We start from the raw sequence: 14,946 nt of genomic DNA on the forward strand, positions 1-14,946 counted from the left end.
ACTCCGGGCGGATCACAGGGACGTACGCCGTGATGGACTCCTTACCGGCCCCCAGCGCCGGTAAGGAGGCCTTCACGGACCATCGGATCAGGTGTGGGCGGGACCGGCGTTCGGGTCGAGGACGCCGGTGAAGATCAGCAGGAACAGGATGAGGCCGAGCGCGACGCGGTACACCACGAAGGGCACGAAGCTGCGCTTCTTGATGTAGGCCATCAGCCAGGCGATCACGAGGTACCCCACGCCGAACGCGACCAGTGTCGCGAGGATCGTCGGCCCCCACTGCGCCGTCTCGCCGTTCTTGCCGATGTCGGTCAGCTTGTACAGCCCCGAGCCGAACACCGCGGGCACCGCGAGCAGGAACGAGTACTCGGCGGCGTCCGCGCGGGTGTAGCCCATCAACAGTCCGGCGCTGGTCGTCCCACCGGAGCGCGACACGCCGGGGATCAGCGCCAGCGCCTGCGCGAACCCGAAGCCGAGGCCGTGCGGCACGGTGAGGTGGTCGAGGTTCCGCCGCTGTTTCGCCACCCGGTCGGCGACCAGCAGGATGAGGCCGAACACGATCAGTGTCGTCGCGGTGATGCGCAGGTCGCGGAACGAGCGGTCGATGGCGTCCTGCAGCAGCAGGCCGAGCACCACGATCGGCAGCGAGCCCACGATGATCAGCCAGCCCAGCCGCGCGTCCGGGTCCTGCCGCCATTCCTTCTTGTACAGCGAGAAGAACCAGGCCATCAGGATCCGGCCGATCTTCTTCCCGAAGTACAGGATGACCGCGAGCTCCGTGCCGATCTGGGTGACCGCGGTGAACGCCGCGCCGGGGTCGTCCCAGCCCGCGAGCGCCGCGGTGATGCGCAGGTGCGCGCTGGAGGAGATCGGCAGGAACTCGGTCAGCCCCTGGACGAGGCCGAGTACGAGCGCCTCGAACCACCCCATCAGCCCACCCCCGCCAGTTCGATCGCCTGTTCCGCCGGTGCCAGGTTTCGTCCGATTCGCACGAGCGCAGACCCTAACGGGCGCACGTGGGGCGACACGTGCTCACCTTGGTCAAGTAACGGGAGGCCCTGCGGCTAGGCTCGCGGGTCGTGGAAAAGCGACAGCTCGGCCGTTCGGGACTGCGTGTCTCGCGGATGGCCCTCGGCACGATGACCTGGGGCGGTGACACCGACGCCGAGGAGGCGGCCAGCCAGCTGGTGGCCTTCGTCGACGCGGGCGGCACGCTGGTGGACACCGCGGACATCTACAGCGAGGGCGAGGGCGAACGGATACTCGGTTCGCTGCTGGGCGATCTCGTCCCGCGTGAGGACGTCGTCGTGGCCACGAAGGCCGTCGCCCGGCGCACCGAAGGCCCGTTCGGCGGCGGCGCGTCCCGTGGCGCGCTGCTGACCGCGCTCGACGGTTCGCTGCGCCGCCTCGGCACCGACCACCTCGACCTGTGGCAGCTCCACGCCTGGGACGCCACGGTCCCGATCGAGGAGACCCTCGCGGCCCTCGAGTACGCCGTCACCAGCGGCAAGGCCCGCTACGTCGGGGTCTCGAACTACGCGGGCTGGCAGCTGGCCACCGCCGCGGCGCGGGCGGGCACGATCGCGCCGATCGTGTCCACCCAGGTGGAGTACTCGCTGCTGGAACGCGGTGTCGAGCGCGAGGTCGTGCCCGCCGCCGAGCACCACGGCATCGGGCTGCTCGCCTGGGCCCCGCTGGGCCGTGGCGTGCTGACCGGCAAGTACCGCACCGGCACGCCCGCCGACTCGCGCGGGGCGTCCAGCGTTTTCGCCGGGTATGTCGAGCACCACCGGACCGACCGCGCGGCGCGGATCGTGCAGGCGGTCGCCACCGCGGCGGACGGGCTCGGGACGTCTCCGCTGGCCGTCGCGCTGGCCTGGGTCCGCGACCGGCCCGGCATGGTCGCGCCGGTCGTCGGCGCCCGCGACACCGGGCAGCTCACCGGCTCGCTCGCGGCCGAGGAGATCACCCTGCCGCCCGCGATCCGGTCGGCGCTCGACGACGTCAGCACGCTCGAATTCGGTTACCCGGAGCGCTGGCCGCGGTGACCCCGGGTGTCGATCAGGTTGTGGCTTGGATGACCGTTGGGTGACGCGCACGTGACGCACAGGGCAAGGTGGAGCATGCTGGACGGAACCGTCCGCCGAGGAACAGCTGGAGGCACCAACGTGAGTCGGCGCGCCGCCGTGTCACGGATCGCGATCCCGCTCGCCGGTGTCCTCGTGCTGACCGGATGTTCCTCGGGCAAGCAGCAGGCCGACAGCCTCCAGGTCGTCGCGAACCCGGTGGCCGCCACGGCCGCGCCGTCCCCGGCGGTGACCGCCAAACCCGCGGGTCAGGTCCTGGCGGCGCCGGCGGTCTCGGCCATGGCCGCCGACGCGTCCAGCCACAGCCTGGTCGTCGCGTTCGCGCAGCCGCCCTCGCTGAAGATCTTCGACGTCGGCGCTGCGCCGGTCGAGAAGGCCACGATCGCGCTGCCCGGGCCCGCCGAGCGGCTCACCACCTCGCCCGGTCAGGTCCTGGCGAGCATTCCGGCGAAGGGCCTGCTCGCCCGTGTCGCGCTGCCCAGCGGACAGCTGACCACGACGCCGATCACCGGGCAGCCCGCCGCGGGCGTCGCCGACGGGCCGCAGACGCTGGTCGCGGTGCGTGATCGCAAGGCGATCGACGTGCTCGTCGACGGCAAGGTCACCAAGACCATCACCGGCGACCTCTACAGCGCCGACGACGTCGTGCCCACCGGCACCGGCGTCGTCGTGCTGGACCGCCTGCGGACCGCGCTGCTCTCGGTCGACGTCGGCGCGGGCAAGCTCGGTGCCGGCCTGCGGGCCGGGGACGGCGCCGCCAACGCCGTCGCCGACGACTACGGCCGCGTGCTGGTCACCGACGCGCGGGCCGGGGCGCTGCTCGCGTTCTCGGCGGACCCGCTGCTGCTGCGGCAGCGCTATCCGGTGCCCGGCGGGATCTACGGCATCACTTACGACGGCAAGCGTCACCTCGCATGGGTCACGCTCACCGGCCGCAACGAGGTGGTCGGGTTCGACGTCCGCGGCGGCGAACCGGTGGAGAAGTTCCGGTTCCCGACCGTGCGCCAGCCCGACTCGGTCAGTGTCGACGACCAGGACGGCCGTGTGTTCGTCGGTTCGGCCGCCGGAGAAGGGATACAGGTGATCCAGCCATGACGACGGTCGACGAGGCGGTGGTCGAAGGGGACTGGGAGTACCGCCGCCTGCGCCTGCCCCCCGGGGTCTCCCGGCGCGCGGCGGCTACCCAGCTCTCGATCCACGCGGAGTTCGCCGGGTGGGAGCTGTCCACGGTCCGGCTCTACGCCGACGGCTCCCGCCGCATCTGGCTCCGGCGCAAGCGCCAGCCCGCGCTGGCCGGACTCCCCCTGATCACGTGACCTGGGCTGAAGGGGACTTTCCTCGCATCGGATGCGACGAAAGCGCCCTTCAGCGCGTGTTACGAGAGGAAAGTCCCCTTCAGCCAGTCCTGCCAGAGCGTCTCGGCGGCTGAGGCGTCCGTACCGGGTGCGAACACGTGGTGCGAGGCGACCATCGGGCCCCGAAAGCCTTCCAGGAAGCGGTAAAGCGCGTCGGAGGTCCGGACGCCGACGTTGTGCGTGTCCACCGCGTAGACGACGCCCTCGACCGGTTTCCCGCCGATCTCGAACCGCACGGCGTCCCCGGCCGACGGCCGCGTGGCGAGCCCGAGCGCCGCGCCCAGCCTCGTCCACGCGGCTTCCCAGTCCGGCACCGGTGGCCCGAAAGCCGTGACCGGCACGGCATGCCGTCCGGCGAAGTGCGTGAGGTATTCGGCCAGCGTGCGGAAGAAGAACGCCCCGCCCACCGACATCATCTCGAACTCGTCCTCCCAGTCGTCGCCCGGCAGGAACCCGCTCGTGACACAGCGGACGACCGAGCTGCCGCCCTCGCGCCCCTCGATCAGGAACTCGTAGGCGACGAACCGGCCGTCCGGAGCGGGTTCTCCGCCGTAGACCAGCCTTTCCAGCGGGTCCCAGCCGGTGATGCGGTGCTCGGGCCGGTACGCCGCGAACGCCGTCCGGACCGTGCCGCCCTCCCCCGCGTCGACCTCGTTGCGGCCCATGAACCACGAGTCGATCCCCGGCCCGGTCGCGATCGCGTCCCACACCTGCTCGGGGGTCGCGTCGACCTCGGCCTGTTCGGTCAGCTCGAATTCGTGGCCCATCAGGATTCCTCACCCGTGGTCTCGGGAGCATCGGGGACGCTGGGATGCACCGCGACGACGACGCGGTGACTCCGGCCCTTCTCGGCCTTTTCGTCGTGGTATTTGCTCACCAGTGCGGTGACGGCGGTGGTGAGCTCCTCGGCGAACGCCGCGCGGTCGGCCGCCGAAGCGAAGCGGACTTCGCCGTCCAGCGCGAAAGTCGCGACACGTTTGCGGGCCTTCGCCGCCCCGGTGATCAGGATCCCGACGTCGCGTACCAGGCGTCCGGCCACGGCCAGTAGCCAGCGCGCGGAAAGCCGGTCCGGGGACTGCGCCGGGTCCGGCTGGACGGCGGCCAGCGCGGTCGGCGAAATGACGTACGAGGACGCCGTCGCGCGCATCATCCGCTCGGTGACGTTGCCCTTGCGCCGCTCCTCCACCAGCTCGACGAGCCCGTGCTTTTCAAGCGCGCGCAGGTGGTAGTTGACCTTCTGGCGGGGCAGGTCGACCCGCGCCGCCAGCATCGTCGCCGACGCGGGCTGGGCCAGTTCGGCCAGCAGCCGCGCACGCACCGGGTCCAGCGACACCTCGGCCGCCGCCGCGTCTTCGATCACCGCCACGGGAAACATGGCACCATCGTCGAGCCGAACAGAGAAGTTGTCAAGAAGGCTAGAGTTGTCGGTAGGTCTCGTGCACCAGCGCGGCGATCCGGGGCAGCACCTGCGCCGACGCCTCCAGCGGGAGGACGTGCCCCGCGCCGGGAAGCACGATCGCCGAGCCGTTTTCCAAGCCCCGCACCAGATCCTCGACATCGGAAGCGGACACGATCCGGTCCCGCTCGCCCACCATCGCGATCACCGGGAGGTCGCCGACGAGCGCGAGCGCCGCTTCCCGCGCGTACGCGTCGAGCGCCGGCCGGAACAGCGACACGGTGTGCGGCCAGTTGCCGCGGATCATCTTCACGGTCAGCTCGACCTGTTCCGGGTCGGGGTCGTCGCCGAACAGCCACCAGCGCAGCCCGGCACTGACCGCGCGGCTGGTGTGGTCCCGGACCAGCCCGAAGATCTTCGAACCCAGCACCATTTCCAGATCACGCGCGAGCCTGCCCAGCGCGTTCGGCCAGGCGGCGGACGCCTCCGTCGCCAGCCCGCCCGACGAGGTGCCCAGCAGCACCACTCCCGCCACGCGTTCGGCGAACAGGGCGTGGTGGCGCTGGGTCAGCGACATGATCGCCAGCCCGCCCATGTCGTGCCCGGCCAGGATCACCCTGCCCTCGGGCACGGCCCGTTCGACGATCTCGGCCAGATCGTCGCCGAGCTGCGCCATCGTGGCGGTCGCGCGCGTCGCGCGGCCCGATTCGCCGTGGCCGCGGTGGTCGTAGGTCAGCACCGCGACCGGCTGCTCGACGGCGTCCGGGAGCACCGGCGCGATCCGGCCCCAGCACCGCTGGTCCAGCGCGTACCCGTGCGCCAGCACGACGGTGACCGGCGCGACGGGATCGCCCCTGCGCACGAGGCTCAGCGGCGTCCCGTCGGCCAGCACGAAATCGGCCATCGCGGCGGTTTCCCGTGTCCCTCAGGAAGAACGGAGGAACCGGTCGAGCACGCGCGTGCCGAACTTCAGCGCGTCCACCGGCACCCGCTCGTCGACACCGTGGAACAGCGCCGAGAAGTCCAGATCGGCGGGCAGCTGCAGCGGCGCGAACCCGAAGTTCCGGATCCCCAGCTTCTGGAACGACTTCGCGTCCGTACCGCCGGAAAGCATGTACGGCAGCGTGCGCGCGCCGGGGTCCTCGGCCAGCACCGCGGCGGTCATCGCGTCGACCAGCGCGCCGTCGAACGTCGTCTCGACCGGCGGCAGCTCCAGCCACTCCTTCTCGATGTCCGGGCCGAGGATCTCGTCGAGCTCACGATTGAACGCGTCCAGCCTGCCGGGCAGGATCCGGCAGTCCACCGCTGCCTCGGCGACCGACGGGATGACGTTCGACTTGTAGCCCGCGGTGAGCATGGTCGGGTTCGCCGTGTCCCGCAGGGTCGCGCCGATCATGCGGGAGATGTTGCCCAGCTTCGCCACCGAGCCCTCGAGGTCGTCCTCGGGGAAGTCCCAGCCGGTGATCTCGGTGACGCCCGCCAGGAACTCCTTCACGGAATCGGTGAGCACCAACGGGAACCGGTGGTTGCCCAGCCGCGCGACCGCCTCCGACAACTTCGTGACGGCGTTGTCGCGGTGGATCATCGAGCCGTGCCCCGCCGTGCCACGCACCCGCAGCTTCATCCAGCGGATGCCCTTTTCCGCGGTCTCGATCAGGTAGGTGCGGACGTTGTCCTTGAGCGTGATGGAGAACCCGCCGACCTCGCTGATCGCCTCCGTGACGCCCTCGAACAGCTCCGGCCGGTTGTCCACCAGCCACTGCGCGCCGTAGGTGCCGCCCGCCTCCTCGTCGGCGAGGAACGCGAACACGAGGTCACGCGGCGGCACGATGTTGTTGATCTTGTAGTGCCGGGCGAGCGCGAGGGACATGCCGACCATGTCCTTCATGTCGACCGCGCCGCGGCCCCAGACGTAGTCGTCCTGCACCGCGCCGGAGAACGGGTGGACCGACCATTCCGACGGATCGGCGGGCACGACGTCGAGGTGCCCGTGGATGAGCAGCGCGCCGCGGCTCGGGTCCGCGCCGGGCAGCCGGACGAAGACGTTGTGCCGGTTCTTGCCGCCGGACTCGACGTAGGTGATCTCGTATCCGGCGTCGGTGAGCTTCTCCGCGACGTACTCGGCGGCGGCGCGCTCGCCGACCAGGGTCTCCGGGTCGCCGGTGTTGGTGGTGTCGATGCGGAGGAGCTCGCTGGTCAGCGTGACGGCCTCGTCCGCGGCGGCTTCGATCAGATTCGGTTCACTCACCTCGCATTCCTATCATTCCCGCAGGGGTGCGGCGCGGCGGTCGCACCGGCCGGGACACCCGCCCCGAACGCCACCCCTCCGGCCCTGGACCACGCGGGGAGTTCCCGACATGCTCGGTGCGGGCGAGCGAAGGGGCGGCGGATGGCGATACTCGGCGAACTGGTGGCGGGACTGGCGAGCGGGACGGTCGAGGTGGTCGATCTCACCACCCCGCTGTCCGAACGGACACCGGTCATCCAGCTGCCACCCGAATGGGGGCAGCCGTGGTCGTTCAGCCGCGAGGTCATCAGCCGCTACGACGAGGCGGGCCCCGCGTTCTACTGGAACAACCTGCGGCTGTCCGAACACACCGGCACGCATTTCGACGCCCCGGCGCACTGGCTGTCCGGCAAGGATCTCGACGACGTCGCCAGTGTCCCGCCCGGTCGGCTCGCCGGTCCCGCCGTGGTGCTCGACTTCACCTCGCAGGTGGCGGCCGATCCCGATTTCCTGCTCCGGCGCGAAGACGTCGAAGACTGGATGGACGAACACGGACCGCTGCCGGAGAACGGCTGGCTGCTGTACCGGACAGGCTGGGCGGAACGCGCACCCGAGGAGTTCCACAACGACGGCAGCTCGCCCGGCGTCGACGTCGACTGCGCGAAATGGCTTGCCGAGGAAACGCCGGTGCTCGGCATCGGCGTCGAGACCATCGGCACCGACGCGGGCGCCGCCGCGCTGTTCGAGCCGCCGTTCCCGTGTCACTGGTACTTCCACGGCGCCGGGAAGTACGGCCTGACCCAGCTGCGCAATCTCGACCGCCTGCCCGCGACGGGTGCGGTCGTGGTGGCCGCGCCGCTGCCGATCGTGGGCGGCTCGGGCAGCCCGGCTCGGGTTCTCGCGCTGATCGAACGCTAATGTGCATTGTGGACGATTTCGAGACGGAGCGGACGCGCCGGCGCGTCGAGGAACTCTTCCGGCGCAACACCGAGGACCCCGACAGGCAGGGTTCCTTCACCCTGTTGGAAAAGGAATGGGTGCTGCTGGACGGCGTCTTCTCCCCCGCCGTCACGCCGGCCACGCGGATTTTCACGACGTGGCTCCCCTACCCCGCGGGCGGTCGTTTCCTGGAAATCGGTTGCGGCGCCGGAGTCACCGCCGTCCTCGCGGCACGTTCGGGCTGCGCGTCGGTGACCGCCGTCGACATCTCTCGCGCCGCCGTGGAAAACACCCGCCGCAACGCCGAACTCCACGGTGTCGCCGGGATCGTCACCGCCCGCCACGGGGACCTGTTCGACGCGCTGGACGAATCCGACCGGTTCGACCTGATCTTCTGGAACTCCAATTTCGTGGAGACCGCGCCCGACGCGGTGAATGAGACCGAACTGCACCACGCGTTCTACGATCCGGGTTTCCGGGCACACCGGCGTTTCCTGGCCGAAGCGCCCGGCAGGCTCGCCGCGGGTGGACGTCTCCTGCTCGGCTTCAGCGACATCGGCAGCTGGAAGTCGTTGCGGCGCCTGTGTTCGGAACTCGGCCTCGCCATCGAAGTCCTGCGCACCGAACGCCTGGATCTCGACGACCCGGTGACCCTCCAGCTCCTGGAGCTGCACCCCGCCTGATCACGCGAGATCTCCTTCCCATCACACGAGATCTCCCGCTGATCACGCGAGATCTTCCGCCGCGCACGTCAGCCGTGGCGCAAGCGGATCTTGTGCTCAGCAGGCCGTCCGATCTCGACGAAGCCGAGCCGCTCGTAGAACGCCTTCGCCCGGACGTTGACCGCCAGCACATCGAGGACGACCGGAAGGCCACGCTCCGTCGCCTGCGCCACCAGCGTCCGGACGACGTGCCCGCCGATTCCCCGCGACTGGTAGTCCGGATGGATCTCGATCCGTCCGAGGTAGATCTCCTCCGGCCGGGTTTCGACGATCAACGAACCGGCGTCGATCCCGTCCGCGGTGATGATCTGCGTCCTCGCCGCGCTGAACGCGAACCGGGCGCGCTGCTCGGCCTCGTCCCAGCCCCAGATCCGGTCAACGTACGGGCCGAGTGTGTCCTCGTGCAGGCGAAAACAGTATTCGGCGTCGGCGACGGTGGTCTGCCGCAGCGCGACCCGCACTCCCCCGGCGTCGCTCACGACACCCTCGCCTCCGTCCACGCTCGACCCAGAATCTCGTCCACGGTCTCCTCCGGGGTCTGGTCCGAGGTGTCCAGCCACAGCCCGAGCCGCGGCGTCTCGTCCCGCAAAGCCTTGTCCAGCGCGACAATCGACCATTCGTCGTAGGCGTCCTTCGACCGGGCCCGCTCGCGCGCGGCGACCGCCTCGACGGCCGGGGCGAGCACCACGACCAGCAACGGCCGCGCGGTGATCAGGGCCGCGGTCTCCGCGAGGTGCTCGCCGAGGACCACGTCCTGGGCGACGACGGTGAACCCGTCGCGGAAGTACTCGTCGCAGGCCATGGCCGTCAGCCGATGACGAAGCCGCAGCTGCCGCACCGCTTCCCCGGACGGCTCGGGCGTCATCTCGGCGCGCCCGCCGACCACCATGCGCCGGAACAGATCACCCCGTACGTGCGCGGACCGCGTCAGCCGTTCGGCGAGCAGCTGGGCCACGGTCGACTTCCCCGAGGCCTGAATCCCGGTCAGGAGCACGACGGCTTGCTCGTGGGGAGAACGCGAGGAACTCACGCGTTAGCAGTACCACATCCGGGAAACGCTCAGCCCAGCGCTCCGAGCCCGCCGTCCGCCTCCACGCCGTGGTGCGCCACGGCGAGCTTCACCAACTCGACGACGCGGGGATCGTCGACGAGGTAGACCTGCCGCTTGCCTTCCCGCCGCGACCGCACGAGGCCGGCGAGCTTGAGTTTCGCGAGGTGGTGGCTGACCGTCGGCACGCTCTGCCCGACCTCCCCGGCCAGCGTCCCGACGTCGCGCTCTCCCGAGGCCAGCAGCCACACCAGCTGCAGGCGTACGGTCGCCGAGAGCAGGCCGAACGTGGCCGCGGCGTCCTGGAGTACCCCGGGCGGCAGCGCGCCCGGCGGGTCGGGCAGGGATCGGACTGGCAAAGGACATCCTTTCGAGTGACGCTCCCAGGGTGACCTAGCACCCAACACTTGCGCAAGTGTTTGACTGAGAGGTCGTGGTCCGGTCTACTGTTACCGGTCGCGCCCACCGGGGCCGCGATCGGGTTGCGCGTCGAGCGCGGAAGGAGGTGAGCCGGGTGACCGGCGAAGGAAGTAGTCCCAGCGGCCACGCGGAACACCGGCCGGAACCGGGAGCATCCCGGTAACCGCACACGGTCCGCGTGGAAGACAACGTTGTCAGCACGGCAGCCACCTCCACCGACAGGACCGTTCTCATGGTGCGTACCTCCCCCGCCCCCGTGACCCGCCCCCACGGCGACGCGCGGCTGGCCGACCTCGCCGACGCACCGGTGCTGACCGTGTTCCAGAGCCTCGAAAGCTCTCCGAAGGGTCTCACCGAAACCGAAGCCGAGGAACGGCTGAGCCGCCACGGTGACAACACCGAGCCCACGACCGCAGGACACGGTCTCGCCGCGCACGTGCTCGACGCCGTCCGCAGCCCGTTCGTCGCACTGCTGACCGGACTTGGCGTCGTCTTCGTCGTCCTCGGCGACCTGCGCGGCACGATCACCGTCGCGATCATGGTCACGCTCAGCGTGGTGCTGCGGTTCTGGCAGCACACCCGCTCCGACCGCGCCGTCCGCGCGCTGCTCGGGCAGGTCGGCACCACCGTCACCGTCCGCCGCCGCGGTGACGCGACGCTCCCGCCCCTCGACCGCGAGGTACCGCCGTCGGACCTCGTTCCCGGCGACGTCGTCCGGCTCGGCCCCGGCGACATCGTGCCGGCCGACCTGCGTGTCGTGGCGGCATCCGACCTCGTCGTGGACCAGTCCGCGCTCTCCGGCGAGGGCCTGCCGGTCGCCAAGCGTGTCCCCTCACCGCGTCCGCGCCGGCTCCGCGCGGTGGACCGGCCCGGCCTCGTCGACGCGCCGTCGCTGTGCTTCGCCGGGACGTCGGTGGTGTCCGGCAGCGCCACCGCCGTCGTGATCGCCACCGGGGCGCACACCTACTCCGGCTCACTCGCCCGCGCGACGGCGACACCGCGCGCGGTGTCGAGCTTCGACCTCGGCGTCCGCGCGGTCGGGTGGACGCTGATCCGCTTCATGCTCGTCATGGTCCCGATCGTGCTGGTGATCAGCGGGACGGTCTCCGGGGACTGGCCGCAGGCCGTGATGTTCGCCGCCGCGGTCGCGGTCGGCCTCACCCCGGAGATGCTGCCGGTCATCGTCACCACGAACCTCGCGCGCGGCGCGTCCCGGCTGTCCCGGCGCAAGGTCATCGTCAAGCGGCTCAACGCCATCCAGGACCTCGGCGCGATGGACGTGCTGTGCGTCGACAAGACCGGAACCCTCACCGAGGACCGCGTCGCCTACGCACACAGCGTCGATCTCGCCGGGCGGCCGGACGGCGAGGCCGCCGAGTACGCCTGCCTTGCCGTGCAGTTCCAGGACTTCCCGCACAACCGCCTCGACGAGGCCATCCTCGAACAGCTCGCCGATCCCGAGGACGCCCTGCTCGCCGACGCGATGTTCTCGCCCGTCGACGAGATCGCGTTCGACCCGGCCCGGCGCCGCTCCACGGTCATCCTGCGCGGCCCGGAGGACGGGCACCTGCTGATCACCAAGGGCGACCCCGACGACGTCCTGTCCCGCTGCACGCACGCGCGGGAATCGGGCGCGATCGTGGAACTCGGCAAGGCCGAACGCGCGCAGGCCGCCGACGTCGTCCGCGGTTACGCCCAGAACGGGATGCGCGTCCTCGCGGTCGCCGCGAAACAGGGCGAGGCCCGGTTCGTCCCGTACACCGAGGAGGACGAACAGAACCTCGTCCTCGTCGGGTTCGTGGGGTTCGTCGACCCGGTCCGTGACGACGCCGCCGACGCGGTGCGTTCGCTCCAGCGGCACGGCGTCGCGCTCAAGCTCCTCACCGGGGACAACCGGTACGTCGCCGCGCAGGTGGCGGCGCTGGCCGGGATCCCGGTCGGGGAAATCGTGCTGGGCCACGAGATCGACGAGGCCGACGACGCCGCGCTGCGCGAACTCGTCGCGAAGACCACGGTGTTCGCGAAGCTCACCCCGGCGCACAAGGCCAGGATCGTGGCCGCGCTCAAGACCGCCGGGCACGCCGTCGGCTTCCTCGGCGACGGCGTCAACGACGGGCCCGCACTGCGCACCGCCGACGTCGGCATCGCCCCGGACACCGCCACCGCGGTGGCGAAGGACGCCGCCGACCTGATCCTGCTCGACCGCGATCTCGGCGTGCTCGCGCGCGGTGTGGTCGAGGGCAGGCGGACGCTCGGCAACACGCTCAAGTACGTCCACATCACCGCCGGGCAGAACTTCGGCAACGTGCTGACCGTCGTCCTGGCCGCGTTGTTCCTGCCGTTCCTGCCCATCCTGCCGATCCAGCTCGTGGTGCAGAACCTGCTCTACGACGGGGCGCAGCTCGCGCTGCCGTGGGACCGCGTCGATCGCGGGTACCTCGCGAAGCCCCGTCGCTGGGACGCCAAGGGCATGGTCCGGTTCATGCTGGTGTTCGGTCCGCTCAGCTCGCTGTTCGACCTCACCACGTTCGCCGTGCTGTGGTGGGTGTTCGACGCGGGCGGGCATCCGGCGGTGTTCCAGACCGGCTGGTTCGTCGAGGGCCTGCTCACCCAGCTGCTCGTGGTCCTCGTGCTCCGGACCGCGGCCCCGCTGCGCGGCACGCCGCCCGCCACCGCCGTGGTGTGGGCGACCGCGGCCGCCGCACTGACCGGGATCGCGCTCACCCTGCCGCCGCTCGCCGACGCGCTGCGCCTGACCCCGCCACCCGCCGGGTACCTGCTCTGGCTGTTCCCGCTGGTTCTCGGCTACCTGCTCGCCGCGCACCTGGTCAAACGGATCTGGCTGCGCCGATCGTCGGGCACGTGGTGGTAACGCCGCCCGGCTGACCACTCCCTCCACACCGAACAGTCCACATCGGATCGTCCATACCGGACGATTCGCGGCCTGACGCTGCCCTTTCACGCCCTCTGAAGAGAAGAACGAGTTCTCCCATGTCCCTGCTTCGCACCTTTCCCAGCCGTGGCGCGCTGACCCGGCCACGCCGCCGTACCGCCGCCGATGTCGTCGTGTTCCTCGGCGCGGCCGTCCTGTTGTGGGCCCTGATCCGGCTCACCCACGGCGCCGCCGTGCCGTGGGACCAGGCGACCGCACCGTCCACTGTGTCCACCGATCCCGCCGAACTCCCTTACTACGCGGCACGTTCGCTGCTGCGGATGTTCCTCGCCCTCGCCGCATCGACGGTGTTCACCTTCGTCTACGCCACCGCCGCCGCCCGCTCACGCCGCGCGGCGAAGGTACTCCTCCCACTGCTCGACATCCTCCAGTCGGTGCCGATCCTCGGGTTCCTCTCGGTGACGATCACCGGGTTCATCGCACTGTTCCCCGGTTCGCAGCTGGGTTTGGAAGGCGCGGCGGTGTTCGCGATCTTCACCTCGCAGGCGTGGAACATGACGTTCTCCTTCTATCACTCGCTCGTCACCCAGCCCCGCGAGCTGGACGAGGCCGCACGGCTGCTCCGGCTCTCGCGCTGGCAGCGGTTCTGGCGGCTCGACGCGCCCAGCGGGATGATCGGACTGGTCTGGAACGGGATGATGAGCTTCGGCGGCGGGTGGTTCTTCCTGGTCGCGGCGGAGGCGCTCAGCGTCGACAACCACACCTACGCACTGCCCGGTATCGGCGCCTACGTGAAGACCGCGAGCGACGCCGGGGAGCTGGACCACGTCCTGCTCTCGATCGTGGCCATGATCGTCATGGTCGTCGGCGTCAACGTGCTCTTCTGGCGGCCGCTCACCGCGTGGGCCGAGCGGTTCCGCAACGAGGAGGCCGAGGCCGCCGAGGCGCCGCGCAGCCTGGTGCTGATGCTGCTGCGCCGGTCCCGCGTCCCCGCGTTCCTCTCCCGGTTCCTCGGCAAGCTCGTGTTCCCGCTGGACCGGGCCATGGCGGTGTTCGGGCTGGGCGAGCATCCGCTGCGGACCTCGGCGTTCCGGCGGCGGATCGGCGACGTCGTGTTCGCGGTCATCGTCACCGCGGCGATCGCCTGCGGCCTGTTCTTCATGATCGGCTTCATCGACCGCACGGCGGGTTTCGGCGAGATCGGCCACGCGCTGCTGCTCGGCCTCGTCACCTTCGGCAGGGTCGTGCTGCTCGTCGTGGTGGCGACGGTGATCTGGGTGCCGGTCGGAGTCTGGATCGGGATGAACCCGAAGGTGTCGCGGCTGGCGCAGCCGCTGGTCCAGATCCTCGCCAGCTTCCCGGCCAACTTCCTGTTCCCGCTCGTCACCGCGGTGCTCGTGGCGACCGGGATCAGCCTGAACTGGGGCGGGATCCTGCTGATGGCGCTCGGCGCGCAGTGGTACATCCTCTTCAACGTCATCGCCGGGGCGTCGGCGATCCCGCACGACCTGCGTGAGGCCTCGGCCAACCTGCGGCTGCCGTGCGCGTTGTGGTGGCGGCGGCTCGTGCTGCCCGGGATCTTCCCCAGCTACGTCACCGGCGGGATCACCGCGGCGGGCGGCGCGTGGAACGCCTCCATCGTCTCCGAGATCGTGAGCTACAACGGCACCACGCTGCACGCCACCGGGCTCGGCGCGTACATCAAGGACGCCACCGAGTCCGGTGACTACGGGCGCCTGCTCATCGGCGTCGTCGTGATGAGCGTCTTCGTCGTCAGCCTCAACCGCTTGTTCTGGCGCAGGCTTTCCACCCTCGCCGAGCAGCGCTACTCGCTCTGACCATCCACTGTAGACGGAGGT

General features: G+C 70.6%; 15 protein-coding genes. 7 read left to right on the forward strand and 8 right to left on the reverse strand.

The genetic code is table 11. The features are described from left to right. Positions 1–87: 87 nt before the first annotated feature. Positions 88–930 carry an undecaprenyl-diphosphate phosphatase gene (locus ACFWY9_RS13395; RefSeq protein ID WP_378323374.1) on the reverse strand — a complete coding sequence of 281 codons (843 nt, stop codon included), beginning with the start codon at positions 928–930 and terminating at the stop codon, positions 88–90. Between the two features lie 149 nt (positions 931–1,079). Between ACFWY9_RS13395 and ACFWY9_RS13400 the strand changes: the two genes are divergently transcribed. The 3 genes from ACFWY9_RS13400 to ACFWY9_RS13410 all read left to right on the forward strand — a co-directional run bounded on the left by ACFWY9_RS13400 (position 1,080) and on the right by ACFWY9_RS13410 (position 3,403). Next, complete coding sequence (locus ACFWY9_RS13400) at positions 1,080–2,048, forward strand: aldo/keto reductase (RefSeq protein ID WP_378323376.1); 969 nt, start codon at positions 1,080–1,082, stop codon at positions 2,046–2,048. Positions 2,049–2,168: 120 nt separating this feature from the next. Further along, a complete protein-coding gene (locus tag ACFWY9_RS13405; protein ID WP_378323377.1) occupies positions 2,169–3,182 on the forward strand; it encodes a YncE family protein in 1,014 nt (337 codons plus the stop codon). After that, positions 3,179–3,403, forward strand: coding sequence for a DUF5703 family protein (locus ACFWY9_RS13410; RefSeq protein WP_378323378.1), 225 nt, complete (start codon positions 3,179–3,181; stop codon positions 3,401–3,403). Before ACFWY9_RS13405 ends, ACFWY9_RS13410 begins: the two co-directional genes overlap by 4 nt. Before the next feature lie 59 nt (positions 3,404–3,462). Here the strand turns inward: ACFWY9_RS13410 and ACFWY9_RS13415 are convergent, their stop codons facing one another. From ACFWY9_RS13415 to ACFWY9_RS13430, 4 genes are read right to left on the reverse strand one after another with little or no spacing between them, the layout of a single operon-like run. Then, on the reverse strand, positions 3,463–4,209 hold the full coding sequence (locus ACFWY9_RS13415) for an SRPBCC domain-containing protein (protein WP_378323380.1): 747 nt from the start codon (positions 4,207–4,209) through the stop codon (positions 3,463–3,465). Beyond that, a complete protein-coding gene (locus ACFWY9_RS13420; RefSeq protein ID WP_378323382.1) occupies positions 4,209–4,817 on the reverse strand; it encodes an ArsR/SmtB family transcription factor in 609 nt (202 codons plus the stop codon). Before ACFWY9_RS13420 ends, ACFWY9_RS13415 begins: the two co-directional genes overlap by 1 nt. Before the next feature lie 40 nt (positions 4,818–4,857). Then, positions 4,858–5,742 (reverse strand): alpha/beta fold hydrolase, encoded by an 885-nt coding sequence (locus ACFWY9_RS13425; protein WP_378323383.1) that lies wholly within the window; start codon positions 5,740–5,742, stop codon positions 4,858–4,860. A gap of 21 nt (positions 5,743–5,763) precedes the next feature. Beyond that, positions 5,764–7,086: a M20/M25/M40 family metallo-hydrolase gene (locus ACFWY9_RS13430; RefSeq protein WP_378323384.1), complete on the reverse strand. Its 1,323-nt coding sequence runs from the start codon at positions 7,084–7,086 to the stop codon at positions 5,764–5,766. A gap of 141 nt (positions 7,087–7,227) precedes the next feature. Between ACFWY9_RS13430 and ACFWY9_RS13435 the strand changes: the two genes are divergently transcribed. After that, complete coding sequence (locus ACFWY9_RS13435) at positions 7,228–7,983, forward strand: cyclase family protein (protein ID WP_378323385.1); 756 nt, start codon at positions 7,228–7,230, stop codon at positions 7,981–7,983. An 8-nt stretch (positions 7,984–7,991) separates the two neighbouring features. Further along, on the forward strand, positions 7,992–8,687 hold the full coding sequence (locus ACFWY9_RS13440; protein WP_378323386.1) for a methyltransferase: 696 nt from the start codon (positions 7,992–7,994) through the stop codon (positions 8,685–8,687). A 68-nt stretch (positions 8,688–8,755) separates the two neighbouring features. Here the strand turns inward: ACFWY9_RS13440 and ACFWY9_RS13445 are convergent, their stop codons facing one another. From ACFWY9_RS13445 to ACFWY9_RS13455, 3 genes are read right to left on the reverse strand one after another with little or no spacing between them, the layout of a single operon-like run. After that, a complete protein-coding gene (locus ACFWY9_RS13445; protein ID WP_378323387.1) occupies positions 8,756–9,205 on the reverse strand; it encodes a GNAT family N-acetyltransferase in 450 nt (149 codons plus the stop codon). Beyond that, a complete protein-coding gene (locus ACFWY9_RS13450; protein ID WP_378323388.1) occupies positions 9,202–9,756 on the reverse strand; it encodes an AAA family ATPase in 555 nt (184 codons plus the stop codon). The genes ACFWY9_RS13445 and ACFWY9_RS13450 overlap by 4 nt, the downstream gene beginning before the upstream one ends. 29 nt (positions 9,757–9,785) lie before the next feature. After that, a complete protein-coding gene (locus tag ACFWY9_RS13455; protein ID WP_378323390.1) occupies positions 9,786–10,133 on the reverse strand; it encodes an ArsR/SmtB family transcription factor in 348 nt (115 codons plus the stop codon). 293 nt (positions 10,134–10,426) lie between these two features. Between ACFWY9_RS13455 and mgtA the strand changes: the two genes are divergently transcribed. Then, entirely contained in the window at positions 10,427–13,066 is a 2,640-nt protein-coding gene (gene mgtA / locus ACFWY9_RS13460) for a magnesium-translocating P-type ATPase (RefSeq protein ID WP_378323391.1), read from the forward strand. Between the two features lie 119 nt (positions 13,067–13,185). Further along, positions 13,186–14,925 carry an ABC transporter permease gene (locus tag ACFWY9_RS13465; RefSeq protein WP_378323392.1) on the forward strand — a complete coding sequence of 580 codons (1,740 nt, stop codon included), beginning with the start codon at positions 13,186–13,188 and terminating at the stop codon, positions 14,923–14,925. Positions 14,926–14,946: the final 21 nt, after the last annotated feature.

The organism is Amycolatopsis sp. NPDC059027 (assembly GCF_042739735.1).
In the GTDB taxonomy this organism is placed as follows: Bacteria; Actinomycetota; Actinomycetes; order Mycobacteriales; family Pseudonocardiaceae; genus Amycolatopsis.

Bases quoted from the DNA above. Each gene is read 5' to 3' on its own strand.
- ACFWY9_RS13395 (WP_378323374.1), bottom strand. From the start codon at position 930: ATGGGGTGGTTCGAGGCGCTCGTACTCGGCCTCGTCCAGGGGCTGACC.
- ACFWY9_RS13410 (WP_378323378.1), top strand. From the start codon at position 3,179: ATGACGACGGTCGACGAGGCGGTGGTCGAAGGGGACTGGGAGTACCGC.
- ACFWY9_RS13415 (WP_378323380.1), bottom strand. From the start codon at position 4,209: ATGGGCCACGAATTCGAGCTGACCGAACAGGCCGAGGTCGACGCGACC.
- ACFWY9_RS13420 (WP_378323382.1), bottom strand. From the start codon at position 4,817: ATGTTTCCCGTGGCGGTGATCGAAGACGCGGCGGCGGCCGAGGTGTCG.
- ACFWY9_RS13425 (WP_378323383.1), bottom strand. From the start codon at position 5,742: ATGGCCGATTTCGTGCTGGCCGACGGGACGCCGCTGAGCCTCGTGCGC.
- ACFWY9_RS13435 (WP_378323385.1), top strand. From the start codon at position 7,228: ATGGCGATACTCGGCGAACTGGTGGCGGGACTGGCGAGCGGGACGGTC.
- mgtA (WP_378323391.1), top strand. From the start codon at position 10,427: ATGGTGCGTACCTCCCCCGCCCCCGTGACCCGCCCCCACGGCGACGCG.
- ACFWY9_RS13465 (WP_378323392.1), top strand. From the start codon at position 13,186: ATGTCCCTGCTTCGCACCTTTCCCAGCCGTGGCGCGCTGACCCGGCCA.